The 24488-nt window shown below is 67.5% G+C and carries 24 protein-coding genes; 11 read left to right on the forward strand and 13 right to left on the reverse strand.

Annotated elements, in window-relative coordinates; translation table 11 throughout:
- The first annotated feature begins 36 nt into the window (after positions 1–36).
- Positions 37–1527: a gamma-aminobutyraldehyde dehydrogenase gene (locus G6N58_RS17005; protein WP_115277934.1), complete on the forward strand. Its 1491-nt coding sequence runs from the start codon at positions 37–39 to the stop codon at positions 1525–1527.
- 2 nt (positions 1528–1529) lie between these two features.
- On the opposite strand, the gene G6N58_RS17010 is transcribed toward G6N58_RS17005, so the two are convergent.
- A complete protein-coding gene (locus G6N58_RS17010) occupies positions 1530–2330 on the reverse strand; it encodes a FadR/GntR family transcriptional regulator (RefSeq protein ID WP_068915784.1) in 801 nt (266 codons plus the stop codon).
- Positions 2331–2434: 104 nt separating this feature from the next.
- Here G6N58_RS17010 and G6N58_RS17015 point away from each other — a divergent pair, with 104 nt between their 5' ends.
- Together G6N58_RS17015 and G6N58_RS17020 are read left to right on the forward strand one after the other, a co-directional pair.
- Positions 2435–3322 carry a proline iminopeptidase-family hydrolase gene (locus G6N58_RS17015; RefSeq protein ID WP_232067899.1) on the forward strand — a complete coding sequence of 296 codons (888 nt, stop codon included), beginning with the start codon at positions 2435–2437 and terminating at the stop codon, positions 3320–3322.
- Positions 3323–3334: 12 nt separating this feature from the next.
- Positions 3335–4744, forward strand: a complete 1410-nt coding sequence (locus G6N58_RS17020; protein ID WP_115277933.1) for an APC family permease — start codon at positions 3335–3337, stop codon at positions 4742–4744.
- Positions 4745–4753: 9 nt separating this feature from the next.
- On the opposite strand, the gene G6N58_RS17025 is transcribed toward G6N58_RS17020, so the two are convergent.
- The gene (locus G6N58_RS17025) at positions 4754–5614 is read right to left on the reverse strand and encodes a universal stress protein (protein WP_115277932.1); all 861 of its coding nucleotides are present in this window, start codon (positions 5612–5614) and stop codon (positions 4754–4756) included.
- A gap of 22 nt (positions 5615–5636) precedes the next feature.
- On the reverse strand, positions 5637–7145 hold the full coding sequence (locus G6N58_RS17030) for an APC family permease (protein ID WP_115277931.1): 1509 nt from the start codon (positions 7143–7145) through the stop codon (positions 5637–5639).
- 146 nt (positions 7146–7291) lie between these two features.
- Here G6N58_RS17030 and G6N58_RS17035 point away from each other — a divergent pair, with 146 nt between their 5' ends.
- Both G6N58_RS17035 and G6N58_RS17040 read left to right on the forward strand, forming a co-directional pair.
- On the forward strand, positions 7292–8203 hold the full coding sequence (locus tag G6N58_RS17035; protein WP_163908216.1) for a sigma-70 family RNA polymerase sigma factor: 912 nt from the start codon (positions 7292–7294) through the stop codon (positions 8201–8203).
- Positions 8204–8234: 31 nt separating this feature from the next.
- Positions 8235–9017 (forward strand): SDR family NAD(P)-dependent oxidoreductase, encoded by a 783-nt coding sequence (locus G6N58_RS17040; protein WP_115277929.1) that lies wholly within the window; start codon positions 8235–8237, stop codon positions 9015–9017.
- Here the strand turns inward: G6N58_RS17040 and G6N58_RS17045 are convergent.
- The 3 genes from G6N58_RS17045 to G6N58_RS17055 all read right to left on the reverse strand — a co-directional run bounded on the left by G6N58_RS17045 (position 9010) and on the right by G6N58_RS17055 (position 11787).
- Complete coding sequence (locus tag G6N58_RS17045; protein WP_232067900.1) at positions 9010–10602, reverse strand: gamma-glutamyltransferase family protein; 1593 nt, start codon at positions 10600–10602, stop codon at positions 9010–9012. The genes G6N58_RS17040 and G6N58_RS17045 overlap by 8 nt on opposite strands.
- 75 nt (positions 10603–10677) lie before the next feature.
- On the reverse strand, positions 10678–11244 hold the full coding sequence (locus tag G6N58_RS17050) for a carboxymuconolactone decarboxylase family protein (protein WP_115277928.1): 567 nt from the start codon (positions 11242–11244) through the stop codon (positions 10678–10680).
- Positions 11245–11280: 36 nt separating this feature from the next.
- The gene (locus G6N58_RS17055) at positions 11281–11787 is read right to left on the reverse strand and encodes a CGNR zinc finger domain-containing protein (protein WP_115277927.1); all 507 of its coding nucleotides are present in this window, start codon (positions 11785–11787) and stop codon (positions 11281–11283) included.
- Between the two features lie 82 nt (positions 11788–11869).
- Here G6N58_RS17055 and G6N58_RS17060 point away from each other — a divergent pair, with 82 nt between their 5' ends.
- The gene (locus G6N58_RS17060) at positions 11870–12736 is read left to right on the forward strand and encodes an alpha/beta fold hydrolase (protein WP_115277926.1); all 867 of its coding nucleotides are present in this window, start codon (positions 11870–11872) and stop codon (positions 12734–12736) included.
- 57 nt (positions 12737–12793) lie between these two features.
- On the opposite strand, the gene G6N58_RS17065 is transcribed toward G6N58_RS17060, so the two are convergent.
- The 5 genes from G6N58_RS17065 to sdhC form a co-directional block, all read right to left on the reverse strand.
- Positions 12794–13678 (reverse strand): type IV toxin-antitoxin system AbiEi family antitoxin, encoded by an 885-nt coding sequence (locus G6N58_RS17065; protein ID WP_115281454.1) that lies wholly within the window; start codon positions 13676–13678, stop codon positions 12794–12796.
- A 131-nt stretch (positions 13679–13809) separates the two neighbouring features.
- Complete coding sequence (locus G6N58_RS17070) at positions 13810–14595, reverse strand: succinate dehydrogenase iron-sulfur subunit (protein ID WP_068915803.1); 786 nt, start codon at positions 14593–14595, stop codon at positions 13810–13812.
- A gap of 1 nt (position 14596) precedes the next feature.
- Positions 14597–16351, reverse strand: coding sequence for a succinate dehydrogenase flavoprotein subunit (gene sdhA / locus G6N58_RS17075; protein WP_068915804.1), 1755 nt, complete (start codon positions 16349–16351; stop codon positions 14597–14599).
- A 4-nt stretch (positions 16352–16355) separates the two neighbouring features.
- On the reverse strand, positions 16356–16811 hold the full coding sequence (locus G6N58_RS17080) for a succinate dehydrogenase hydrophobic membrane anchor subunit (protein WP_068915805.1): 456 nt from the start codon (positions 16809–16811) through the stop codon (positions 16356–16358).
- On the reverse strand, positions 16808–17224 hold the full coding sequence (sdhC, locus tag G6N58_RS17085; protein ID WP_083230607.1) for a succinate dehydrogenase, cytochrome b556 subunit: 417 nt from the start codon (positions 17222–17224) through the stop codon (positions 16808–16810). Before sdhC ends, G6N58_RS17080 begins: the two co-directional genes overlap by 4 nt.
- Before the next feature lie 249 nt (positions 17225–17473).
- Between sdhC and G6N58_RS17090 the strand changes: the two genes are divergently transcribed.
- From G6N58_RS17090 to G6N58_RS17100, 3 genes are read left to right on the forward strand one after another with little or no spacing between them, the layout of a single operon-like run.
- Positions 17474–17878: a cytidine deaminase gene (locus G6N58_RS17090; protein WP_068915806.1), complete on the forward strand. Its 405-nt coding sequence runs from the start codon at positions 17474–17476 to the stop codon at positions 17876–17878.
- Positions 17875–19161, forward strand: coding sequence for a thymidine phosphorylase (locus G6N58_RS17095; RefSeq protein ID WP_115277925.1), 1287 nt, complete (start codon positions 17875–17877; stop codon positions 19159–19161). The genes G6N58_RS17090 and G6N58_RS17095 overlap by 4 nt, the downstream gene beginning before the upstream one ends.
- Positions 19158–20243 carry an adenosine deaminase gene (locus G6N58_RS17100; protein WP_115277924.1) on the forward strand — a complete coding sequence of 362 codons (1086 nt, stop codon included), beginning with the start codon at positions 19158–19160 and terminating at the stop codon, positions 20241–20243. Before G6N58_RS17095 ends, G6N58_RS17100 begins: the two co-directional genes overlap by 4 nt.
- A gap of 49 nt (positions 20244–20292) precedes the next feature.
- On the opposite strand, the gene G6N58_RS17105 is transcribed toward G6N58_RS17100, so the two are convergent.
- A complete protein-coding gene (locus tag G6N58_RS17105; protein WP_115277923.1) occupies positions 20293–21576 on the reverse strand; it encodes a SatS C-terminal domain-containing protein in 1284 nt (427 codons plus the stop codon).
- Positions 21577–21698: 122 nt separating this feature from the next.
- Between G6N58_RS17105 and upp the strand changes: the two genes are divergently transcribed.
- A complete protein-coding gene (gene upp, locus G6N58_RS17110; protein WP_115277922.1) occupies positions 21699–22322 on the forward strand; it encodes a uracil phosphoribosyltransferase in 624 nt (207 codons plus the stop codon).
- Positions 22323–22868 (forward strand): YdcF family protein, encoded by a 546-nt coding sequence (locus tag G6N58_RS17115; protein WP_115277921.1) that lies wholly within the window; start codon positions 22323–22325, stop codon positions 22866–22868.
- Between the two features lie 9 nt (positions 22869–22877).
- On the opposite strand, the gene G6N58_RS17120 is transcribed toward G6N58_RS17115, so the two are convergent.
- Positions 22878–24380, reverse strand: coding sequence for an amino acid permease (locus G6N58_RS17120; protein ID WP_115277920.1), 1503 nt, complete (start codon positions 24378–24380; stop codon positions 22878–22880).
- Positions 24381–24488 lie beyond the last annotated feature (108 nt).

A 24488-nucleotide genomic window follows, 5' to 3' on the forward strand; every position in this document is an offset into this window, starting at 1 on the left:
TGGTCTGGGCAGTGCCGTTCGGCTACGGTGGCACGCATGACTGCTGTATCTGCGGCCGTGGCCTCCAGCTGGATCAACGGCGCACCGGTGCATACCGCCGGACCGCTGCACACCGTCATCAACCCGGCCGACGGCGCCGCGGTGGCGCAGCTGTCCCTGGCCACCCCCGCCGACGTGGACATCGCCGTCGCCTCCGCCCGCACAGCCCTGCCCGAGTGGTCGCGCGCCACCCCGGCGCAGCGGTCATCGGTGCTGGCCACATTGGCCGAGTTGATGGAGGCCAACGCTGCGGTGTTCATCGCCGAAGAAGTGAGTCAGACGGGCAAGCCGGTGCGGTTGGCGACCGAGTTCGACGTCCCCGGCAGCATCGACAATGTCGCTTTCTTCGCCGGTGCAGCGCGGCATCTGGAGGGCAAGGCCAGCGCCGAGTACTCCGGCGATCACACGTCGAGCATCCGGCGTGAGGCAGTCGGCGTGGTTGCCACCATCACGCCCTGGAACTACCCGCTGCAGATGGCGGTCTGGAAGGTGATCCCGGCGCTGGCCGCCGGCTGTGCCGTGGTCATCAAGCCGGCCGAACTGACGCCGCTGACCACGCTGACCCTGGCCAGACTCGCCACCGAGGCCGGCTTGCCCGACGGGGTGCTCAACGTCGTCACCGGCGCCGGCCACGATGTGGGCACGGCACTGGCCGGCCACCCGGACGTCGACGTGGTGACCTTCACCGGGTCGACGCCGGTGGGGCGCAAGGTGATGGCGGCCGCGGCCACCCACGGGCACCGCACGCAGCTCGAACTCGGCGGCAAGGCGCCGTTCGTCGTGTTCGACGACGCCGACCTCGATGCGGCGGTTCAGGGCGCGGTGGCGGCATCGCTGATCAACAGCGGGCAGGACTGCACCGCCGCCACCCGGGCGATCGTGGCCCGCGATCTCTACGACGACTTCGTGGCCGGCGTCGGCGAGGTGATGAGTTCGATCGTGGTCGGCGATCCCTCCGACCCGGACACCGACCTGGGGCCGTTGATCTCGTTCGCCCACCGCGCCAAGGTCGCAGGGATGGTCGAGCGCGCGCCGGGGCAGGGTGGCAGGGTCGTGACCGGCGGTGTGGCGCCGGAGCTTCCCGGGGCCTTCTACCGCCCCACGCTGATCGCCGACGTCGCCGAGGATTCCGAGGTGTACCGCGACGAGATCTTCGGCCCGGTGCTCACCGTGCGGGCGTTCGACGGTGACGACGACGCCCTGCGACAGGCCAATGACACCGACTATGGGCTCGCGGCCTCGGCGTGGACCCGCGACGTCTACCGGGCGCAGCGCGCCTCCCGCGAGATCAAGGCCGGGTGCGTGTGGATCAACGACCACATCCCGATCATCAGCGAGATGCCGCACGGTGGGGTGGGCGCCTCCGGATTCGGCAAGGACATGAGTGACTACTCCTTCGAGGAGTATCTCACCATCAAGCACGTGATGAGCGACATCACCGCCGTGGCCGACAAAGACTGGCACCGAACGATTTTCATCAAGCGCTAGGGTCAGTCGACGACCACGCCGGCGCGTCGCATCGCGGCGGTGATCAGGTGGTAGTCGATGGCGCCGTGGTGGCGCGCCAACGCGTCGGCGTCATCGGCGCGGCGGTCCTCGATCGCGCGGACCAACTGCTCGTGCTCGTGCAGTGCCCGCTTCTCCATCGCGGCCATGGTGGACGGTTCGCCCCACAGGTGCGCGGGGGCGCCGATGGACACCGTCGCCTTCAGGTTGAGCAGCACCCCGGTCAGCACGTCGTTGTGCGCGGCATCGTTGATGGCCAGGTGTAGCCGACTGTCTGCCTGCTGCGCCGGCAAACCCGAGTCCGCCGACCGGTAGTCGCCGAAGCGCTCCCACAGGATCGCGACGTCGTCGTCGGTGCGGGATTCGGCTGCCGCGCGGCACACCGCCCCCTGGAGGCGGCAGATGGCGTCGCACCGGTCGCGTAGTTCGACCAGGCGGTGCGACAGCGTGCGGCCCACGGTCTCGGTGGAGGAGTCGGGCCACTGGTCGCAGACGAAGGAGCCGCCTCCGCGTCCGCGCCGGGTCTCCAGCAGACCGCGCTCCACCAGGCGCGCCAGGGCGGCCCGAACGGTCATCCGGCCGGCGCCCAGGGCAGCGGCCAACTCCCGCTCGCCCGGCAGGCGGGCGCCGGGGAGGTATTCACCGATGGCGATCGCCGTGATCAGCCGGTCGGTCACTTCGTCCACGCGGGTCGAGGAGTCCAGCTGTTGATGCAGCACACCGGTCTGCGGCGGCGGGGGCGCGTCGCGCGCCGCCGCCGTGGAATGCCAGCCGTTGTGGGCCATTGCTTCACCCCTGTTCGTCAACTCGATGTTAATTCCCCCGATATGGTCTTGCCGCGAGACCTTTAGAGGTTCATGCTGTGCGGGTGCCTCGCGCAGAACGTTTCGTGCCTTTCGGTGATCACCAGACCTGGGTGCAGATCACCACACCGGTCAACGCCGATCCGCATGCCCTCCCGCTGGTGGTGCTGCACGGCGGCCCGGGCATGGCGCACAACTACGTCGCCAACATCGCCGAACTGGCGCAGGAAACCGGCCGTGTCGTGGTGCACTACGACCAGCTCGGCTGCGGTGCGAGCACCCACCTGCCCGATGCCCCTGCCGACTTCTGGACCCCGGCGCTGTTTGTCGACGAGTTCGACAACCTGTGCCGGGCACTGGAACTCGAGCGCTACCACCTGCTGGGCCAATCCTGGGGCGGCATGCTGGGCGCGGAGATCGCAGTACGGCAACCCGCCGGGCTGGCGTCCCTGTCGATCTGTAACTCGCCGGCCTCCATGGAGCTGTGGGTGGCCGCGGCCGGCGAGCTGCGTGACCAACTGCCCCCCGAGGCCCGCGACGCCCTGACCAAGCATGAAGCCGCCGGCACCGTGACCGATCCGGAGTACCTGGCGGCGACGGCCGAGTTCTACCGCCGTCACGTGTGCCGGGTGGAGCCCATGCCGAAGGACTTCCTCGACAGCGAAGCCCAGATGGAAGCCGAACCGACGGTGTACCACACCATGAACGGGCCCAACGAGTTTCACGTCGTCGGCTCGCTGCGGCAGTGGAGCATCATCGACCGGTTGCCGTCGATCACGGCGCCCACCCTGGTGGTGGCCGGCGAGTTCGACGAGGCCACCCCGGCCACCTGGGCGCCCTACGTCACGCAGATCCCCGGTGCCCGCCCCCACGTGTTTGCCGGCGCCAGTCACTGCACCCATCTGGAGCAGCCGGCGCAATTCCGTTCCCTGATAGCCGGATTCCTCGCCGGCTGTGAAGCTTCCGCTCAGTAGAAGGACGACGACATGGTCGACATCAAACCCGACGAGGGGCACCAGCGCAGCCTCGAATCATTCGGCTACAAGCAGGAACTGCACCGCTCGGTCAGCACCTTCGACCTGCTGGTCTACGGGCTGGTGTTCATGGTGCCGATCGCGCCGTGGGCCATTTTCGGCACGGTCTACAACAGCTCGTCGGGCATGGTGCCGCTGGTGTACGCCATCGGGCTGGTCGCCATGCTCTTCACGGCGCTGGCGTACTCGCAAATGGCCAAGTCCTTCCCGCTGGCCGGCTCGGTCTTCTCCTACGTCGGACGCGGAATCCACCCCGGGGTGGGCTTTTTCGCCGGCTGGGTGATGCTGCTGGACTACCTGCTGATTCCCACGCTGCTCTACGTCTTCGCCGCCGAATCGATGATCGGACTGTTCCCCGGCACCCAACGCTGGATGTGGGCCGTCCTCTTCGTGCTGGTGAACACCGTGATCAACCTGCTGGGAGTCGACACCCTCAAGATCGCGAACCGGGTGTTCCTGGCCATCCAACTGGTGTTCGTGGTGATCTTCGTCGTCATCGCCGTGCGCGCCATCAGCGGCGCCACCCTGCCTGACGTCGGCTGGAGTACCACGCCGCTGTGGAACCCGGAGCTGGTCAGCGCGCCGCTGCTGGCCGCCGCACTGTCCATCGCCGTGCTCAGCTTCCTCGGCTTCGACGGCATCGCCACCATGTCCGAGGAATCGACCGGTACCCGGAACCCGGCCGGGCGGGCCATGATCGGGGCGTTGTTCATCGTTGCGTTCCTGTTCATCCTGCAGACCTGGCTGGCCAGCCTGCTGGCCGGCGGCCGTGAGGCGTTCGACGACAGCGAGGCGGGTAACGCGTTCTTCAACCTGGTTCAGGCCGCCTCCAGCACCGGGTGGATGGACGCCTTCTTCGTGGTCAACGTGCTGGCGGTCGGCTTCGCCAACGCCATGGCTGCGCAGGCGGCCACCAGTCGCCTGCTGTTCTCGATGAGCCGCGACCGCCAGCTTCCGCACTTCCTGTCCAAGATCAGCGCACGACAGGTCCCGCTGGCGGCCCTACTGACCGTGAGCGCCCTGAGCCTGGTGCTGGTGTTGTTCTTCGTCGGGCAGATCGGGCTGATCTCCTCGCTGGTGAACTTCGGGGCGCTGACCGCGTTCTGCCTGCTGCACCTGTCGGTGTTGTGGTTCTACCTGGTGCGCAAGAAGTCGAAGAACTACCTGCTGCACCTGGTGGTGCCGACACTGGGCTTCGTGATCATCGGCTACGTGCTGTTCAACGCCGACTCGCTGGCCAAGATCGGCGGCGTGACCTGGCTGGTGCTGGGTGCAATCGTGTTCGCCATCAACCGGTTCCGCGGAGTCCGCACCGAACCCTCGGCGGATCACGCCGCCGAGCCCACGCGCGTGCAACCCTGACCGACGCTGCTACTGACCCTTCGGGACCACGATCACCGGGACGTCGACGCCGGCGAGGATCCGCGCCGCCGTGGACCCCAGGAAGATCCGACGCGGTGCGGCGAACCGGCTCGATCCCACCACCAGCAGATCCCCGTCGGCCCATTTCAGTTTGCGCAGCGCTGATTCCAAGGTGGTGCCGTCGGCCACCAGGGACTGGATGTCGGGCGCCTCGGGGACCGAGCGGGCGGCGGTGAGCAAATTCTGCTCGGCGGCCTCCACCTGCATGCGCCGCGCGACGGCCGTCGAGCCCTTTTCCGGGATGTTCTCGATGGTGACCAGCGAGATCATCCGTAGCGGCAGGGCGGCCGCGCTGGCCAGGGTCAACGCGATCGGCAGCGGATTGTCGGTGCGATCGGTGGTGGGGACGGCGACGGTGATCTCGCGGATCTTCACGGGCGGCTCGTCGCTCCAGCCTCTGGGCGCCAGGGCCACCGGGATGGGGGAGCAGTGCAGCAGGGCGCCGGCCACCGGGCCGATGGTGTGCCCGCCGAAGAATCCGTCCTTGGCGCCGCCCACCACGATCATGTCCGAGTGCTTGCTCTCGGCGAACTCGATCAGTGATTCGGCGAACGATTCCCCGACCAGCACAGCCGAACTCGCGGTCACCCCCCAGTCAGCCAGGGTGGCCACCGCCTCGGCCACCCACTTCTCACCCTGGCTCACCAGCATCTGCTGATACTCCGCGCGGCCGGGGTGCCCGTCGGGCAGCTCCTCCCGCACGATCAGCACCACGTCGACGTCGGCGTCGAAGGTCAGCGCCAGATCCGCGGCCAGGGCGATGCCGTCCTTACCGGTGGGGGTGGCCAGATACCCGACTGTCAGATGCATGACTCGAACCTGTGCTTTCGCTTCAGAAGGTGTCCGGCACCTTGACTTCGGTGGTGGCATTGAGGGTTTCGCCCCGGAAGAACCGCTTGGTGCCGAAGGCGAAGCAGGCCAGCATCAGCGGGATGCCCAGCACCAGCATGCCGACGCCGAGCACAAAGACCCCGCCGATCGACCCGAAAGCGGTATAGCCGTAATCGGGTTGGATCATGTCGGTGGCGCTCTGGACGAACGCCCAGGTCATCGCGATGGCGCCGAGGAGGGGGAAGATGCCGCGGAAGAACAGGTTGCGCGCCGAGGTGAACAACGTCCGGCGGAAGTACCAGACGCAGGCGTAGGCGGTGATGCCGTAGTAGAAGGCGACGGCCAAGCCCAGTGAGGCCACCGAGTCGGCGAGCGCGTTCTCCGACAGGAAGCTCAACACCAGGTAGAAGAACAGCGCCGCGATACCCATCACGATGGTGCCGAAGGCCGGGGTCATGTACCGCGGATGGACGCTGGCGAACCGCTTCGGGATGGCCTCATAGACCGCCATCGACAAAGTGCCGCGAGCGGTGGGCAAGATGGTGGTCTGCGTCGAGGACAGACCCGAGATCGAGACGGTCAGCAGCAGCAGGGACGCCGCGATGCTGCCGGCCACCGGCTCGCCGAGGATGGTCAGCACATCGTCGGCGTTCTCCTCGTTGTTCAGTCCGATCCCCGTGTCTCCGAAGCCGGCGAAGGATTGCACCGCATAGGCCACCAGTACATAGGTGCACACCAGGATCAAGGTGGTGATGACGGCGGCGATCCCGGGTGTCTTACCCGGGTTCTTGGTCTCCTCGCCGACGGCCAGGCAGGCGTCCCACCCCCAATAGATGAAGATGCACAAGATGATGGCCGCTGCGATGGCCGAGGAGTCCAGGCCGGTGGGCAGCAACCACGACAAGGACGGGGTGATGGCCTGTTCACCTGCGGTACCGGAGAACACGCGCACCAGTGCCCATACGCTGACCACGATCAGCACCCCGAACTGGATGGCGATCAAGACGTTCTGCACCCGTTCGGACACCACGATGCCGCGGGCGCTCAGCAAGGTCATCGCAAAGATGAAGAACGACCCGAGCAGTACCTTGGCGGTCAGGTTGTCGGCCAGGGAATCCAGACCCAGGAACTTGAACAGATAGATTGCGGCGACCTCGGAAACGTTGGCCAGCACGATGATTGCGGAGACCGCCAGGCCCCAGCCGCCGATCCAGCCGATCCAGGGGCCGAACGCTTTGACCCCCCAGGTGAAGGTGGTGCCACAGTCCGGGGTGTCCTGGGACAGTTCTTTGTAGGCGAAGGCCACCAGCAGCATCGGGATGAACGCCAGCACGAACATCGACGGCGCCTTGTCGCCCACCGCCAGCACGACGTACCCCAGCGTGGCGGCGAGGCTGTAGGCGGGAGCGACGGCGGCCAGGCCGATCACGATGTTGCCGACCAGTCCGAGGGCACCGGCTTGCAGGCCCTTGCCGGTGGTCGCCGCGGGCGGCGGTTGCGCTATTGCCATGGACGCAAAATATACGGTTCCCGTTGTTGCTGCGAGGCGTTACCACCGAATAGTTTTCCTGCGGGTAACACCGCGACCGAAGACGTTGCCCAGCGCCGGTTCTGATGCGCTGCCGGCCAACCAGGGCCGAGGCTAGGCTCGATTTCGTGACCACTGCAGACGGGCGCGCCGACGTGTTCGAGACGCTGCGGCCGCACCTGCTCGCGGTGGCCTACCGACTCACCGGTTCGTTTGCCGACGCCGAGGATGCCGTGCAGGACGCGTGGCTGCGGTGGGACCGCAGCCACGAATCGGTCGCCGATCCACCGGCCTGGCTGACGACGGTGGTGAGCCGGCTGTGTCTGGACCGGTTGCGGTCAGCCGCTCACCGCCGCGAGACGTACACAGGGCCATGGTTGCCCGAGCCGGTGGTGACACACGTCGCTGATCCAGACCCGCTGGGCGTGGTGGTGGCCGACGAGGAGGCCCGGTTTGCGGCAATGGTGGTACTCCAACGGCTCGGCCCGGCTCAGCGCGTGGCCTTCGTCCTGCACGACGGCTTCGGGATGCCGTTCAGGGAGGTGGCCGACGTCCTGGACATCAGCGCCGCGGCGGCCCGTCAACTCGCTTCGCGCGCTCGCAAGCTCGTCTCTGACGCCCCGGCCCCAACCCGCCACCCCGGGCACGAAGAGCTGGTCGGCAGGTTGCTGGCGGCGATGGCCGACGGAGACTTGGCCGCCGTGGTGCAGGCGTTGCATCCCGACGTCACCTTCACCGGCGATGCGAACCGCCATGCACCCACGGCCGTCCAGGTGATCCGCGGCCCCGACAAGGTGGCCCGTTTCCTGTTCGGCCTGGCGGCCCGTTACGGCCCCGCGTTCCACACATCCGCCCGGCTCGTCCTGGTCAACGGCGACCTGGGGTTCTACACACCGGGCACGCCCGCCGGCGATGGCTTTCCCGCCATGGCGCCGCACATCGTGGCGTTGACGGTCTGCGACGACGCAGTGAGCGCGCTGTGGGACATCGCCAACCCGGACAAGTTCAGTGCGTCGCCGTTGCGGGGTCAGCCACAATGAGCGTTCGCTCGTTCACGTTCCAGGAGGGCCCATGCAAGCGGACACGCCCGTCGCTGTCGTCACCGGCGCCGGCAGTGCGGAGGGCATCGGCTTCGCCTCGGCGCGCCTGATCGGCCGATCGCACCGGGTGCTGGTCGCCGCCACCTCCGACCGGATCCATCAGCGCGTCGACGAACTGAGGGCAGGCGGTGTCGACGCCGCGGGTTTCGTCGGCGACCTCAGCGATTCCGCCGTGGCCGCTGCCTTGGTGGAATCGGCGCGCGCGCAGTGGGGTCGGGTCGACGTGCTGATCAACAACGCGGGCATGGTGGCCACCACCGGCGCGGAGCAGCAACTCGCCGCAGGCGAGACACCGGACGACCAGTGGCGGGCAGCACTGGCACGCAACCTCGACACCACGTTCTATGTCACCCGCGCCGCGCTGGCGCCGATGAGCAACCGCGGTTACGGGCGGATCGTGAACGTGGCGTCCGTGTCCGGTCCGGTGATGGCCTACCGGGGCGACGCCGCCTACCACGCCGCCAAAGCCGCGATCGTCGGGCTCACCAGATCGTTGGCCCTGGACTACGGACACCTCGGAATCACCGCCAACGTGGTGGCACCGGGCTGGATCGAGACGGCCTCGGCGACGGAGCATGAACGCCGGATGGGCGCGGCCACGCCGCTGGGGCGCCCTGGGCGCCCCGACGAGGTCGCGGAGGTGGTCACATTTCTGGCATCGCCCGGTGCGTCGTATGTGAGCGGGCAGGTAATGGTGGTCGACGGCGCCAACTCGGTGGCCGAGGAACGCGGAGCTGGGCTGTGGGTCACGTAGGGCGGTGGCGGGCATAGTTGACCACCGAGGCTGCGCCGTCCGAGCGTGGATCGGAGGCGGCCGTCATGGAACCGTCGGAGGTGATGACGATGGCGTTGGCCTGGCCCATGGCCTCGGTGTGCATCGGCATCGTTTTGATGGGTAACCCGCTGTGTTGCAGCGACTCTCGCGCCTCGACCGTGAGATCGGCTTCGGCGGACACTGTTTCAGCGGTGTTGCCGTCGAATTGCAGGCCGACGATGGCCCGCGGTGCCGACACCGCCGCTTCGGCGCTCGCCCCTGCGATGATGCGGAGCAGGAGTTGCGCGATGATCTGCGGCTGGCCCTGCCCACCCATGGTGGAGAGCACATGACGCACCGCAGCGTCCTGCGTGGTCATGGTGGGCATCAGTGTATGGGCAGGCCGCTTGCGGGGGGCGATGACATTGGCGGACTTCTCATCGAGGGAGAAGCTGCTGCCCCGGTTGTGAAACAGGATGCCGGTCTCGGGGGCGATCAGCCCGGATCCGAACGCCCAGTACACGCTCTGGATCAGGGATACGGCGTACCCGTCGCCGTCGGCGGTGGCGATGCCCACCGTGTCGCCGTGCGGTACCTGGGGCACCCGCTCGGACGCGGTGTCGGTACCCGAGAGGCTGTGGAGGTCGGCGTTGACCAACTTGTCTACGTCGACCGGGACATGGCGTGGATCGGCGAGTAAGCGCGAGCGTAAACCATTGCCGTGAAGGAAGATTCGTATCATTGTGGCGAGGTCGTTGCCGAGCGGATCGGTGATGCCGAGGGCATCCAGGGCGCGCAAGGCCCGCAGCAACACAAAGCCGTGGGTGTTGGGCGGGCTGGACGACACGGTGAGACCGCGGAATGACACCGATACGGGGTCGGTGATCTCGGGGTTGAACTCTGCGAAGTCCCCCTTGTCCAATGTCGAGCCCCGGCTACGTAGGAAAGCGACCATGCTTTCGGCGAGGTCACCTTCGTAGAAGCAATCCGGACCTTCCTGGCGCAGAACGCGGAAGGTCTCCGCCAGTTCCGGTTGCCGGAAGACCTCCCCTTCGCGCAGGCGTCGGCCGCCGGGAGCGAACACGCGATCGAAGTCGCTCGTGCCGAACAGATCGGCCTGCTCGGAATCGACGAGGTGAGCGGCAAGGGACAGCGGCACCGGTGCACCGCCGGCCGCAGCCTCCTGGGCCGGCTCCAGCAGCCGCTCCCACGGTAAGCGGCTTCCCTGTCGCTGCAGGCATTGCCAGCCGCGGACCCCACCGGGAACTGTCACGGTGTCGACTCCGCGCATCGGCATGCGCCCCCGATGGGTCTCGCGCATCCTCGCCGGATCGGTATGTGTGCCTGCCCATCCCGAACCATTGACACACTGGATGCGGCCGTCCGGTGTGCGCACGAGTGCGATCAGGTCGCCGCCGAGCGCCACGTTGTGGGGGTAGATCACCGTCAGCACGGCGGCTGCGGCGATGGCCGCGTCGATGGCGCTGCCGCCGTCGCGGTAGGCGTGGACTCCTGCCTCGGTGGCCAGCGCGTGTGGCGTGGCCACGGCGCCGGTGAAAGACGTGGACGCCTGCGATGCCGTCACTGTGATCTGGCTCCTCGATGTCATGGTGTTCACGAGCTTCGCATGACGGTGAGGAGCACGCCGACCGCCTCGATGTCAGCTGCGCCCCGGCAGGCGGCAGGCGTCGCGGGAATCGAAGCCCTGCTCGGTGATGCCCAGGGCGGTGTTGACCCGGGCCCGCATGTTCTCCACGCCCACCTGATAGGTCAGTTCGACCACGCCGTCGTCGCCGAACCGGCGCCGTAGATCGGCCACCTGGTCATCGGTCACCAGGTGCGGATCGGCGGTCATCGCAGCCGCATAGTCGATGGCCGCGCGCTCGTCATCGGTGAACAGTGGGCTGGTCCGGTAATCGTCGATGTGCTCGAGTCGGGCCTGGTCAAGTCCGTTCAGCCGCATCAGCATGGCTCCGAAATCCACACACCAGGAGCAGCCGATCTGACGGGCGGTCCAGTAGACAGCCAGCTCGCACACGCTCGTCGGCAGCGTCGTGCTGGCACGTTCGAGGACTGCCTCGTGCAGGGCCCCGGCGATCAGCAGTCCCTTGTGGTGGGCGTAGACGGTGAACGGCTCCGGCACGGCGCCGAAGCGCCGCGTCGCGTAGCGGTACAGCAACCGGGTGAGCAGCGAGGTGGCGGGCAGCGGAGTGATTCGTGGCGTCATACCCTTCAGACGAGACAGGGCCGCCTGATGTGACAGCTATCCGGCGCGATTGCGGCTGTGGTGACGGCGTGCCTTCATCCTGTTGCCGCAGACCGCCATCGAGCACCAGCGCGCGGTGTTGGGCTTGCTGCGGTCGATCAGGAAGAGGTGGCACTCGGTGTTGGCACAGGGGCGCAGCCGGCCGGGGCTGGTGATGCGCAGCCCGTCCCAGGCTAGAGCGGCTCGGACGGCGCCGGTGGCTCCGGTCAGCTGCCACCGCACACCCGCCTCGGTGGCAGTCGGAATCAATTCTGCGGCAGCGAGAATCGGCTGCAGCGCCGACGGGGTTTCCTCGCCGCGGACGATTGCCTGCAGGATCGCGCGCGCCCGCAGTAGCGCCTGCCATTCTTCGCGGCTGGTCGACAGGCCGTGTCCGGTCAGCCACGATGCGGCAGCCCGGTGGTCGGCCAGGGTGTCGGTGGGGGAGCCATCGACCACCGGAGTCGTGTTCAGCAGATCGAGGAGCAGTTCCTCGTCGTCGGCATTGCTCAGCGCCAGATCCATACTAACCTCCAAAGACTTCTTGACAGGTTACCGTAATTCCGCTTCCATAGAGATAACCGGTAAAACAATGTTGAGGAGTTAGATCATGTCAGTGCATCACAGGTACGCGACCGTGGCCGGACGGCAGATCTTCTACCGGGAGGCGGGCGACGCCGACGCTCCGGTGATCGTGCTGCTGCACGGCTTTCCGACCAGCTCGTTCATGTACCGCCACCTGATCCCCGCGCTGGCCGACAGCTATCGGGTGATCGCACCCGATTTCCTGGGGTTCGGCTACTCGGACGCGCCCTCGGTCGCCGGCTTCGACTACACCTTCGACGCGCTGGCCGAGCACACGGCGGGACTGTTGGAACAGCTCGGCGTCACGCGGTACGCGATGTATGTCCAGGACTACGGCGCCCCGGTGGGGTGGCGGCTGGCCTTGCAAAACCCCTCTGCGATCACCGCGATCATCACCCAGAACGGCAACGGTTACGACGCCGGCTTCGTCCCCTCCGGTTGGGAGGGGGTCTGGGCCTATCAGCGTGAACAGACGCCGGAGACCGCGGCGGTGCTCACCGAGTTCCTGAGCTACGACGCGACCAAGTTCCAGTATCTCGGCGGCGTTCCGGATGAGAGCCTGGTCAGCCCCGACACCTGGAACCACGATTTTGCCCTGCTCTCGCGGCCCGGCAGTACCGAGATCCAGCTGAAGCTGTTCCTGGACTACCAGTCCAACCCGAAGCTGTATCCGGCCCTGCATGAATACCTGCGCAGCAGTGGCGTTCCCGTGCTGGCGGTGTGGGGCGACAAGGACCCGTTCTTCGGTCCCGACGGCGCGCGCGCGTTTGCCGAGGATGCCGTCGACGCTGAGATCCACCTGCTCGACGGCGGCCACTTCCTGCTCGAGAGTGCGCTCGAGGAGGTCGTCACGCTCACCCGCGATTTCCTGTCCCGCCGCCTCACCTAGGCCGAGCGTGCGCGTCCCCGGGCAACACGCGGGCAGCATCTCGTGGTCTGCGCACGCTCATGCCACCTGACGTGCCAGCTGATGCTTGATCCGGCGCGCCATGTCCCACTTGGACCGGCGGACGTCGTCAGCGACGATCGACATGACCGACCAGCCGAGCTCGATCAGGGCGGCCCGCTTCTGCCGGTCCTTGGTGAAGTCATCCGGCCCCGAATGCCAGTCATAGCCGTCGTATTCGACCGCGAGCAGCTGTTGCGGCCACGCGAAATCGACCCGCCACAGCTTGCCTCTTCTGTCGAAGATCTCGTACTGCAGTTCCGGGCTCGGGACGCCGCAGTCATGCATCGCCAGGCGCGCCTCGCTCTCCATGGGTGACTCGGCTTCGGGCCGCGCCAGCGGGATGAGCTCGCGTACGGCGACGATGCCGCGTCGCCGCTTCTGCCGGGCCGCGGCCAGTGTCAGCGTGCTGGGTGTGCAGGTGCCGCTGCGTAGGGCTGCGTCGAGGGTGGCCAGAGCTCGCGGTCGGCGCAGGCCGCGCGCCACTTCGACGGCGGTCCAGGCCGCGGTGGTGGCGGGCCGGCCGTCCACCGTAGCCAGGGGTGCGCCCTCGCGGCGGTGCACCACCAGGCCGTCGCTGTCGCGGAGGTGGTGCCCGACCGGCGTCAGCACGTGCAGGTCGGACACATCCTCGGTGTCGAAACCGTATGCCGCGGCAGCGGTGCCCAGGCACATTGCCACGGGTTCACCGGCGCGTAGGTCGAGCCCGCGGAGACGGATCTCGTCGGTCAGATCGCCTCGGGTGTAGACACCAGTCCACACCGCAGCGAGGTCGCCGGCCGACACCAGAGACTCGAAACGAGCACGGCCGACCGTCCGCAGGAGTTGTGCGGTGGTGGCGACATCGCCTTGGGTGTGCAGCAGCAGATCCAGCTTCTCGGGCACCCGCACATGCTGGGGTGTGGAACGCGATGTGGGTATTCACCACTGTGGACAAACCCGCGAGCGTGCGCAAACCACGGCTCGGGAGCGGCGCGTCTGCCGGGGACACGCACGCTCGCCGTAAGGAAAGAAAACTAGCGGGCGAACATCAACGCGCGCTTGACTTCCTGGATGGCCTTGGTGACCTCGATGCCGCGGGGGCAGGCCTCGGTGCAGTTGAAGGTGGTGCGGCAACGCCACACCCCGTCGACCTCGTTGAGGATGTCCAGCCGCTCGGCCGCCGCCTCGTCACGCGAGTCGAAGATGAACCGGTGCGCGTTGACGATCGCAGCCGGCCCGAAGTACGAACCCTCACTCCAGAACACCGGGCAGCTGGTGGTGCAGCACGCACACAGGATGCACTTGGTGGTGTCGTCGTAGCGGGCGCGGTCGGTCTGACTCTGGATGCGCTCGCGAGTCGGCGGGTTACCCGAGGTGATCAGGAACGGCTTCACGGCGCGGAACGCGTCGAAGAACGGCTCCATGTTCACCACCAGGTCCTTCTCCACGGGCAGGCCGCGGATGGGCTCGATGGTGATGGTGAGCTGCTTGCCCGCCTTCTTGGGCAGCATGTCGCGCATCAGCACCTTGCAGGCCAGCCGGTTCACCCCGTTGATCCGCATGGCGTCCGATCCGCACACCCCGTGGGCGCAGGACCGTCGGAACGTCAGCGTGCCGTCCAGGTAGCTCTTCACGTACGTGAGCAGGTTGAGCAGCCGGTCGGTGGGCAGACACGGTACCCGGAAGCTCTGGAATCCCTGGGCGTCCGGGTTCTCCGGGTTGAAGCGGGCGATCTTGAGCGTCACCATCACTGCTTCCTCCGGAACGGGAGGCAGGGGCGGGTCGCCGGCTTCGGGCTTGTCGAGGACAGGTGCACTCATGTCAGTACTTCCGTTCCATCGGTTCGTATCGCGTCTGCACCACGGGCTTGTAGTCCAGACGGATGTCGCTGAGGAGGTCGGTGCCGTCTTTGTAGGCCATGGTGTGGCGCATGTAGTTGGTGTCGTCGCGATCCGGGTAGTCCTCGCGGGCGTGGCCGCCGCGAGACTCCTTGCGGTTCAACGCACCGGCGACGGTGACCTCGGCCAGCTCCAGCAGGAAGCCCAGCTCGATGGCCTCCAGCAGATCGCTGTTGTAGCGCTTGCCCTTGTCGTGCACGGTGATTCGCGAGTACCGCTCCTTGAGGGCGTGGATGTCGGTCATCGCCTGCTTGAGGGTTTCCTCGGTGCGGAACACCGCGGCGTTGTTGTCCATCGACTGCTGCAACTCGGTGCGGATGTCGGCGACGCGCTCGTTGCCGTGCTCGCTGAGGATGTCGGCGACCCAACCCACGACCATGTCTGCGGGCTCCGGCGGCAGGTCCACGAAGTCGTGGCCCAGGGCGTACTCGGCAGCGGCGATGCCCGCGCGGCGGCCGAAGACGTTGATGTCCAGCAGCGAGTTGGTGCCCAGGCGGTTGGCGCCGTGCACCGACACGCAGGCGCACTCGCCCGCGGCATAGAGGCCGGGGATCACGTTGTCGTTGTCGCGCAACACCTGACCGTTGACATTGGTCGGGATGCCGCCCATGACGTAGTGGCAGGTGGGGTACACCGGCACCAGTTCGGTCACCGGGTCCACGCCCAGGTAGGTGCGGGCGAACTCGGTGATGTCCGGCAGCTTGGCTTCCAGCACGTCCTCACCCAGGTGGCGCACGTCGATGTAGACGTAATCCTTGTTCGGTCCCGCGCCCCGGCCTTCGAGCACCTCGAGCACCATCGAGCGGGCCACGATGTCCCGGGGCGCCAGGTCGACGATGGTGGGGGCGTAGCGCTCCATGAACCGCTCGCCGTCGGCGTTGAGCAGGCGTCCGCCCTCGCCGCGCACGGCCTCGGAGATCAGGATGCCCAGGCCCGCCAGACCTGTCGGGTGGAACTGGTGGAACTCCATGTCTTCCAGGGGAAGTCCCTTGCGGAAGACGATGCCCAGGCCGTCTCCGGTCAGGGTGTGCGCGTTGGAGGTGGTCTTGTACATCCGGCCCGACCCGCCGGTGGCGAAGACGATGGCCTTGGCGTGGAAGACGTGGATGTCACCGGTGGCCAGCTCGTAGGCGATCACACCGGTGGCCACCGGGCCGTCGGGCGTGTCGGTCAGCGAGATGTCCAGCGCGTAGAACTCGTTGAAGAACTCCACGTCGTGCTTGACGCAGTTCTGGTACAGCGTCTGCAGGATCATGTGGCCGGTGCGGTCGGCGGCGTAGCAGGCCCGGCGCACCGGCGCCTTGCCGTGGTCGCGGGTGTGGCCACCGAAGCGGCGCTGGTCGATGCGGCCCTCGGGGGTGCGGTTGAACGGCATCCCCATCTTCTCGAGGTCGTAGACCGCGTCGATGGCCTCTTTGCACATGATCTCGACCGCATCCTGGTCGGCGAGGTAGTCGCCGCCCTTGACGGTGTCGAAGGTGTGCCACTCCCAGTTGTCCTCTTCGACGTTGGCCAGCGCGGCGCACATGCCGCCCTGGGCCGCGCCGGTGTGGCTACGGGTGGGGTAGAGCTTGGTCAGCACCGCGGTGCGGGCGCGCGGCCCGGCCTCGACGGCGGCGCGCATCCCCGCCCCACCTGCGCCGACGATCACGACGTCGTAGCGGTGTTCATGGATCATGTGGTCAACTCCCGATGTTCGCGTCGAACGTCAGCAACACATAGGTACCCAGCACCAGGGTGAAGACCATCGACAGGGCCAGCAGCGAGTTCAGCCAGAACCGCGTGGAGTCCTTGCGGGTGTAGTCGGCGATGATGGTCCGCATCCCGTTGCCGCCGTGCAGCTGTGCCAGCCACAACAGCAGCAGGTCCCAGGTCTGCCAGAACGGCGAGGCCCAGCGCTGGGCGACGTAGTTGAAGTCGATGCGGTACACGCCGTTCTGCCACATCAACATGATGAAGAGGTGCCCCAGCGCCAGGAAGACCAGGACGATGCCGGAGAAGCGCATGAACAGCCAGGCGTACTTCTCGAAGTTCGGCATCCCACCGCGGCGGCGCGGCGCGCGAGGGTTGTCCAGTCCGGCGGGCCGGTCGAAACTCTTCTCCAGGATCGGCGCGATGGGCCGTTCGGGACTACTCATAGAAATCGCTCCGCCATGTGCATGCCGATGGTGACCAGGCTGGCCGTCATCACCACGATCCAGACCGCGGCGACGCCGACGAGCATCTTCTTCTGATGGCGCGGGCCCTCTGACCAGAAGTCCACCAGGATGACGCGGACGCCGTTGAGGGCGTGGAACAGCACTGCTGCCACGAGCCCGATCTCCATCAGGCCGATCAGCGGTGTCTTGTACGTCTCGATGATCTCGTTGTAGGCCTCGGGGCTCACCCGGACAAGTGCCGTGTCGAGCACGTGCACAAAAAGAAAGAAGAAGATCGTCGCACCCGTGATGCGATGTAGGACCCAGGACCACATGCCCGGATCTCCGCGGTACAGGGTGCGCCGGCGAGGCTTCTCCTGCTTGGCCGGCTGTGCCGGTGCCGCTGTGCTCATCTCAGCGCCTCCAACGCCATCGGTGGACGCCGGGGCAGTGGGCTCATCCCCAGCGTGGCGGTGTTCGATCCCCAATTGTTGCTTCGGGCAACCGTCTAGGAGGACTCTAATCCCATTTGAAGGAGCCAACTAATTGCCAAAACGTGACCGGCCGCCCCAGGCGCTCCGAAGTTAGGGTGACCTTGGTGAAAAGCCTGGTCGGGACAGGGGCTGGGTGAATGCATTCAGAGACAACGCGGGGATGGTGTCATGGACGTTGAAGTTGACTGGAAAGTGCTGCAGGACAAGGCGATAGAGGTCTCCAGGCGGGCATATGCCCCGTATTCGCATTTTCCGGTCGGGGCGGCTGCCCTAGTCGACGACGGGCGAATTGTCTCCGGATGCAATGTGGAGAATGTCTCATATGGCCTGGGTCTCTGTGCGGAGTGTGCTGTGGTCTGCGCCCTGCATTCCAGCGGTGGTGGACGGCTGCTGGCGCTGGCGTGTGTGGCCGCCGACGGCGAACTCCTGATGCCCTGCGGGCGGTGCAGGCAGGTGCTCTTCGAGCACGGCGGGGCGCAGATGCTGATCGCCCATCCGGCCGGCCCGAAGCGGCTGGCGGAACTGCTGCCCGACGCCTTCGGGCCCGACGACATGGAGCGTGTAACACCGTGACCCAGTTCACATTCGATGCGCCCACGGTCATCCGGACCAAGCGCGACGGCGGCCGGCTCAGCGACGCGGCGATCGACTGGGTGATCGACGCCTACACCCGCGGAGTCGTCGGGGACGAGCAGATGGCGGCGCTGCTGATGGCCATCTTCCTGCGCGGGATGGACCGCGCGGAGATCGCCCGCTGGACCGCGGCGATGATCGACTCGGGCGAGCGGCTGGACTTCTCCGACCTGAACCTCAAGCTGGTCGACAAACATTCCACCGGCGGGGTGGGCGACAAGCTGACGATCCCGCTGGTGCCCGTTGTCGCCGCCTGCGGGGCCGCCGTGCCCCAGGCGGCCGGGCGCGGGCTCGGGCACACCGGCGGCACCCTGGACAAGCTGGAGTCCATTCCGGGATTCACCGCGGAGATCGGCAAAGCTCAAGTGCGCCAACAGCTGTGCGAGGTCGGCGCCGCCATCTTCGCCGCCGGTGACCTGGCCCCGGCCGACCGCCTGATCTACGCACTGCGCGACGTCACCGCCACCACCGAATCGCTGCCGTTGATCGCCAGCTCGATCATGAGCAAGAAGCTGGCCGAGGGCGCCGACGCGCTGGTGCTCGACGTCAAGGTCGGTTCGGGGGCATTCCTGAAGACGGAGGAGGAGTCCCGGGAGCTGGCGCGCACCATGGTCGCGCTGGGGCAGGCCCACGGGGTGCCCACCCGGGCGGTGCTGACCGACATGGCGGTGCCGCTGGGCCGAGCGGTCGGCAACGCCGTCGAGGTCGCCGAGTCGCTGGAGGTGCTGGCCGGTGGCGGGCCTGCCGACGTGGTGGAGCTGACGGTGGCACTGGCCCGCGAGATGCTCGACCTGGTGGGTCTGCACGGCCGCGACCCCGCCGACACCCTGCGCGACGGCACGGCGATGGACAGCTTCCGTGCCCTGGTGGCCGCCCAGGGCGGGGACGCCACCGCCGCGCTGCCGGTGGCCCGGCACTCCGAGACCATCACCGCACCGCGAGGCGGCACAATGGGGGACATCGATGCATTGGCGGTGGGCATGGCGGTGTGGCGGCTCGGCGCGGGACGTGCGGTCCCCGGTGAGCGGGTGCAGGCCGGGGCGGGGCTGCTGATGCACCGCCGACCCGGAGAAGCCGTGGCCGCCGGTGACCCGCTGTTCACCTTGTTCACCGACACTGCCGAACGGTTCGGTCCGGCCGTGGCCGAACTCGACGGTGCCTGGAGCGTGCAGGACCAGGCGCCACCGACACGACCCCTGCTCATCGATCGGATCGAGTCATGACAACTCCACTCACGCTGGACAACATCCGCCGCGCCCCCAAGGCCCTGCTGCACGACCACCTCGACGGCGGGTTGCGGCCGTCGACGGTGCTGGAGATGGCCAACGAGATCGGCCACGAGCTGCCCGCCGACGACGTGGACGGCCTGGCCACCTTCTTCCGCACCGCCGCACACTCCGGGTCGCTGGTGCGCTATCTGGAACCGTTCGCCCACACCGTGGCCGTCATGCAGACCCCGGAAGCCCTGCACCGGGTGGCCTTCGAGGCCGTGCAGGACCTGGCCGCCGACTCGGTGGTCTACGCCGAGATCCGCTTCGCCCCCGAACTGCACATCGACAACGGCCTGTCCCTGGACGCCGTGGTCGACGCGGTGCTGGCGGGCTTCGCCGACGGCGAGAAGGCCGCCGCGGCCGACGGCAAGACCATCACCGTGCGCTGCCTGGTGACCGCGATGCGCCACGCCGCCCGGTCCCGGGAGATCGCGGAGTTGGCCATCCGGTTCCGGGACAAGGGAGTGGTGGGCTTCGACATCGCGGGAGCCGAGGCCGGATACCCTCCCACCCGTCACCTCGACGCCTTCGAGTACATGCGGAACAACAACGGGCGCTTCACCATTCACGCGGGTGAGGCCTTCGGCCTGCCGTCCATCCACGAGGCCATCGCGTTCTGCGGCGCCGACCGGCTGGGCCACGGCGTACGCATCGTCGACGACATCGAAGCCCTGCCCGAGGGCGGTGCCAAGCTGGGCCGCGTCGCCGGCATCGTCCGGGACAAGCGCATCCCGCTGGAGCTGTGCCCGAGCTCGAACGTCCAGACCGGCGCCGTCGCCAGCATCGCCGAGCATCCCTTCGCCGAACTGGCTCGGCTGCGCTTCCGGGTCACGGTGAACACCGACAACCGGCTGATGAGCGACACCACCATGAGCCAGGAGATGCTGCGGCTGGTGGAGGCCTTCGGTTACGGCTGGAGCGACCTGGAGCGGTTCACCATCAACGCGATGAAATCGGCCTTCCTGCCGTTCAACGAGCGGCTGGCCATCATCGACGAGATCATCAAGCCGCGCTACGCCGTCCTCGTCGGGTGATTTGTGGAGTCTTTCCGGTGCTGGGCGCCGGTGAGACTCCGCAAATCACTCACTCGCGGCGCAGGCGGGTGTCCAGGAAGCGCTCGAGGCGCTCGAAGCCCTCGACGGCCTTGGTGTAGGGCGCGCCGGGCTTGTCCGCGGCCGCCGGGTCCTCCACGTGGGCGACGAACTGCCCCAGCGGGGTATCGGCGGCCAGGGTCTTGTCCACCGTGTCGTCCCCGGAGTAGTCGCCGACGTCCTGGAGCAGCTCGACGGCCAGGGCCAGCTGATCGCGGTCGATGCCCTCTGGGCCCTCGGCGATCTCCTCCGACAGTCCGGTGAGCACATAGACGTTCTCGTCGGTGACGCTGACGTCCAGCGAGCCGTCCACCGCGGCGGTGCGGATGTCGTCGTAGGTGCTCAAGTCCGAGAGGTCGTGGTCGTGCTCGTCGGCCAGGTAGCGGGCCAGCGCCCGCTCGGAGGTGAAGACGCTGATGCGGCCGTTGCGACCGAGGAACAGCGGGCGGTCATCGAAGTAGCAGCGCAGGGTGAAGAAGGTCCCCGAGCTGGTCATCAGCTGAACCGGATCGATGCCGACCTTGGCCCAGAAGTCATCGTCGCCGCCGAGTGCACCGGCGCTCTCGGCCTCGGCGGCCAGCACCTCGTCCTCGGGGTCAACCTCGTCGTCGAGAACGCCGTCGTCGACGCCCTCGGCGCCGTCCTCGGCCACCAGCTCGTCCTCGGGCTCTTCGGGTGCCGGTGCGGCCAGCTCCTCGGTGGCCGCGGCCACCAGCTTCTCGTCGACATCCGGGGTGGTGATGATGTCGTCGATCGCGGCGATGATGCCGTCCCAGTTGCGCCCCACGATCGCGGCGATGTTGTTCCAGCGCTTGAGGCCGGCTTTGCCGCTGAATTCGTCCAGCCCGCCGTTGACGCCGCTGAGCGCGGGGTTGCCGTTGAAGAACTTGGTGACCGCGGGCAGCTCGCACACCGACCCGATGGACGACACGATGGCCAGCGTGCGGGCCAGGGTGGCCACCGACTCCTCGGTGGGCTTGTCGGCCAGCAGCTCTTCCACGGCGATCAGGTCGAACTGCCGATCCTCGCCCGGATCGAAGCGGTGTGCATTGGCCTCGACCAGCTGCGGCCACGCCGGGTGGTCGGACAGATCGTTGGGGGCGCCGCCGCGCACGAACGCCGCCAGCTCCGCCGGTCCGGGCAGGCCGTAGAGATCGTCCTCGTCACCCAGCAGCGCCTCCCACTCGTCGCCGGCATCGCGCCAGCGGGGCGCCCACACAGTGTAGAAATCGCCCGCGGTCAGGGTGAGTCGGATCGGCACAAGCTCAGCAGCCATGCGGCACAGGATAACGACGTGCCCTGGGGAGTCCGCGACGCCCGTGCGCAAACCACGTCGACGGCGCGGCGTTTTGCCCGCGGGCGCGCACGCTCGGCGGGAGTTCTCTAGGGTTGCGGCCTATGGATGTGCGGGTCGTCGATCACCCCCTGGCCGCGGCGCGGCTGACCACGCTGCGAGACGAGCGCACCGACAACGCCGGCTTCCGTGCCGCGTTGCGCGACCTCACGCTGATGCTGGTCTACGAGGCCACCCGCGACGCCCCCCGGGCGGCCATCAATGTGCGCACGCCGCTGATGGACACCACGGGCCACCGCCTGGCCTCGCCGCCGCTGCTGGTCCCGGTGCTGCGGGCCGGCCTCGGCATGGTGGATCAGGCGCACGCACTCATCCCCGAGGCCAAAGTCGGCTTCATCGGGGTCGCCCGCAACGAGGAGACCCACCAACCCACGCCGTACCTGGAATCGCTGCCCGATGACCTGAGCGAGCAGCCGGTCTTCGTCTTGGATCCCATGCTCGCCACCGGGGGGTCGATGGTGCACGCACTGGGGTTGCTGCAATCGCGGGGCGCCGTGGACATCACGCTGCTGTGCGTGGTGGCCGCCCCGGAGGGGGTGGCCGCCGTAGAGGCGGCGGCGCCACAGGTGAGGCTCTACACCGCCACCATCGACGACGGTCTCAACGAGGTGGCCTACATCGTCCCGGGCCTCGGCGACGCGGGTGATCGCCAGTTCGGTCCCCGCTGAGTGCGACGATTCCTGTTCTGGACCACGGCCGTCGCGCTGGTGATCGTGACCGTGGCCGGGGTGGCCGGGTACGCGCTGTTCACCCGTCCGCATGTCGACCCGCTGACCAAGGCGGACGCCATCGTGGTGCTCGGCGGCGATCAGGACGGCCGCATCGACTACGGACTGGAGCTGGCCCGGCAGGGTTATGCCGACACCCTGGTGATCGCCGACTCCTACCCGCCGGACTACCCGGTGATCCGGCGGGCCTGCGCATCGGGCACGGCGCGCATCGAGGTGGTGTGCTTCGTCCCCGACCCCTGGACCACGCTGGGCGAGGCGATGTTCGCCTCCGCCATGGCCCGGGAGCGCGGCTGGACGCACCTGATCGTGGTGTCCTGGAACTTCCACATGGTGCGGGCCCGCTACATCTTCGAGAAGTGCTTCGGCGGTGAGTTGACCATGCACCCGGTGCCCCGGGCCTACGACTACAGCGTCCCGTATTGGGCCTATGTGTACGCCTACCAGTACGCGGCACTGGCCAAGGCGGCCACGCTGCCCTGTTGACGGGACGGCTCAGTCGCTCCCGGGCCTGCCGGGTTTGCGACGGTGCTCGTCCATCATCGGGGTGTCCGCCACCACCGGGTAGTCGCCGGTGATGCCGATCCGGGCGGCCGAGATCGCCATCACCTTGGCGCGCACCGCATACCAGCCGGCGATCAGGGCGGGCACGATGACGGCGAGAGCGACGGCGTTCCAGTAGTTCTCGTAGCACATCAGGACGGTGACGGCCGCCAGGAAGACCAGGGTCGCGTAACTGGTGTACGGCGAGAGCGGCATTCGGAACGAGGGGCGGGTCAAGATGCCCTTCTTCTCCCACCGGTGCAGCTGGATCTGGCAGGCCACGATCATGCCCCAGGTCGAGATGATGCCCAGAGCCGAGAGATCCAGTGCGATGTTGAACGCCTCGGCCGGCACCACGAGGTTGAGCCCGACACCGAACAACGTGATCAGACCGGTCAGTGCGATCCCGCCGAACGGCACCCCGTTCTTGTTCATCTTGCCGGTGAACTGCGGCGCGCTGCCGTTGAGCGCCAATGAGCGCAGGATGCGGCCGGTGGAGTACAGGCCTGCGTTGAGGCTCGACAGGGCGGCGGTGAACACCACCAGGTTCATCATGCCGCCCGCGGCGGGCACCCCGATGCTGGAGAAGAACGTGACGAACGGGCTCTCGCCCGCCTTGTAAGCGGTGTAAGGCAGCAGCAGCGCCAGCAGGATCAGCGAACCCACGTAGAACACCGCAATCCGCACGATCACCGCATTGATGGCGCGCGGCATGATCTTGGCCGGATTCTCGGTCTCGCCAGCGGCGGTACCCACCAGTTCCACTGCGGCGTAGGCGAAGATCACCCCGGAGGTGACGATCACCAGCGCGAACAAGCCTTGCGGGAACAGTCCGCCGTTGTCGGTCAGGATGCCGAATCCGGTTGGCTGGTCCTGTATCTCGAAGCGGCCGGCCAGGAACACGGTGCCGACGATGAGGAAGAGCACCAGCGCCGCCACCTTGATCAGGGCTGCCCAGAACTCCATCTCGCCGAACAGTTTCACCGAGATGACGTTCATTGCCATCACCACCGCCAGGGCCACCAGCGCGATCACCCACTGCGGGATGGCCTGGAACATGCTCCAGTAGTGGGTGTAGAGGGCGATGGCGGTGACGTCGACGATCGCGGTCATCGCCCAGTTGAAGAAGTAGAGCCACCCGGTGACGTAAGCCGTTTTCTCGCCGAAGAATTCGCGTGCGTAGGACACGAACGCGCCAGAGGACGGTCGGTGCAACACCAGTTCGCCGAGCGCGCGCAGGATGAAGAAGACGAAAACGCCGCAGACGGCGTACACCAGGAACAGCCCGGGCCCGGCGCTGTTGAGCCGACTGCCCGCGCCCATGAACAGCCCGGTGCCGATGGCGCCACCGATGGCGATCATCTGGATCTGCCGGGGTTTGAGGCCTTTGTGGTAGCCCTCTTCCTCGTGGGCCAGCGCTGAGTTGTCGTAGCCCGTGGCAGGCGCGGTGCTCATGGTTCACCTCGGGATCGTCAGGAGCGGACGCACGCCGGTGTGCAGGGACTCCAGAGGTGTTCCCCACCGCAGGTGAACCCCGGTAAACCCTGGGTAAGGTGTCGTTAC

This window comes from Mycolicibacterium tokaiense (assembly GCF_010725885.1).
GTDB classification, from domain to species: domain Bacteria; phylum Actinomycetota; class Actinomycetes; order Mycobacteriales; family Mycobacteriaceae; genus Mycobacterium; species Mycobacterium tokaiense.

Coding starts and splice junctions, on each gene's coding strand:
- G6N58_RS17005 (WP_115277934.1), top strand. CDS start 37: ATGACTGCTGTATCTGCGGCCGTGGCCTCCAGCTGGATCAACGGCGCA.
- G6N58_RS17030 (WP_115277931.1), bottom strand. CDS start 7,145: ATGGCAATAGCGCAACCGCCGCCCGCGGCGACCACCGGCAAGGGCCTG.
- G6N58_RS17090 (WP_068915806.1), top strand. CDS start 17,474: ATGGACGTTGAAGTTGACTGGAAAGTGCTGCAGGACAAGGCGATAGAG.
- G6N58_RS17105 (WP_115277923.1), bottom strand. CDS start 21,576: ATGGCTGCTGAGCTTGTGCCGATCCGACTCACCCTGACCGCGGGCGAT.
- G6N58_RS17055 (WP_115277927.1), bottom strand. CDS start 11,787: ATGGATCTGGCGCTGAGCAATGCCGACGACGAGGAACTGCTCCTCGAT.
- G6N58_RS17020 (WP_115277933.1), top strand. CDS start 3,335: ATGGTCGACATCAAACCCGACGAGGGGCACCAGCGCAGCCTCGAATCA.
- G6N58_RS17025 (WP_115277932.1), bottom strand. CDS start 5,614: ATGCATCTGACAGTCGGGTATCTGGCCACCCCCACCGGTAAGGACGGC.
- G6N58_RS17070 (WP_068915803.1), bottom strand. CDS start 14,595: ATGAGTGCACCTGTCCTCGACAAGCCCGAAGCCGGCGACCCGCCCCTG.
- sdhA (WP_068915804.1), bottom strand. CDS start 16,351: ATGATCCATGAACACCGCTACGACGTCGTGATCGTCGGCGCAGGTGGG.
- G6N58_RS17100 (WP_115277924.1), top strand. CDS start 19,158: ATGACAACTCCACTCACGCTGGACAACATCCGCCGCGCCCCCAAGGCC.
- G6N58_RS17040 (WP_115277929.1), top strand. CDS start 8,235: ATGCAAGCGGACACGCCCGTCGCTGTCGTCACCGGCGCCGGCAGTGCG.
- G6N58_RS17080 (WP_068915805.1), bottom strand. CDS start 16,811: ATGAGTAGTCCCGAACGGCCCATCGCGCCGATCCTGGAGAAGAGTTTC.
- upp (WP_115277922.1), top strand. CDS start 21,699: ATGGATGTGCGGGTCGTCGATCACCCCCTGGCCGCGGCGCGGCTGACC.
- sdhC (WP_083230607.1), bottom strand. CDS start 17,224: ATGAGCACAGCGGCACCGGCACAGCCGGCCAAGCAGGAGAAGCCTCGC.
- G6N58_RS17120 (WP_115277920.1), bottom strand. CDS start 24,380: ATGAGCACCGCGCCTGCCACGGGCTACGACAACTCAGCGCTGGCCCAC.
- G6N58_RS17010 (WP_068915784.1), bottom strand. CDS start 2,330: ATGGCCCACAACGGCTGGCATTCCACGGCGGCGGCGCGCGACGCGCCC.
- G6N58_RS17050 (WP_115277928.1), bottom strand. CDS start 11,244: ATGACGCCACGAATCACTCCGCTGCCCGCCACCTCGCTGCTCACCCGG.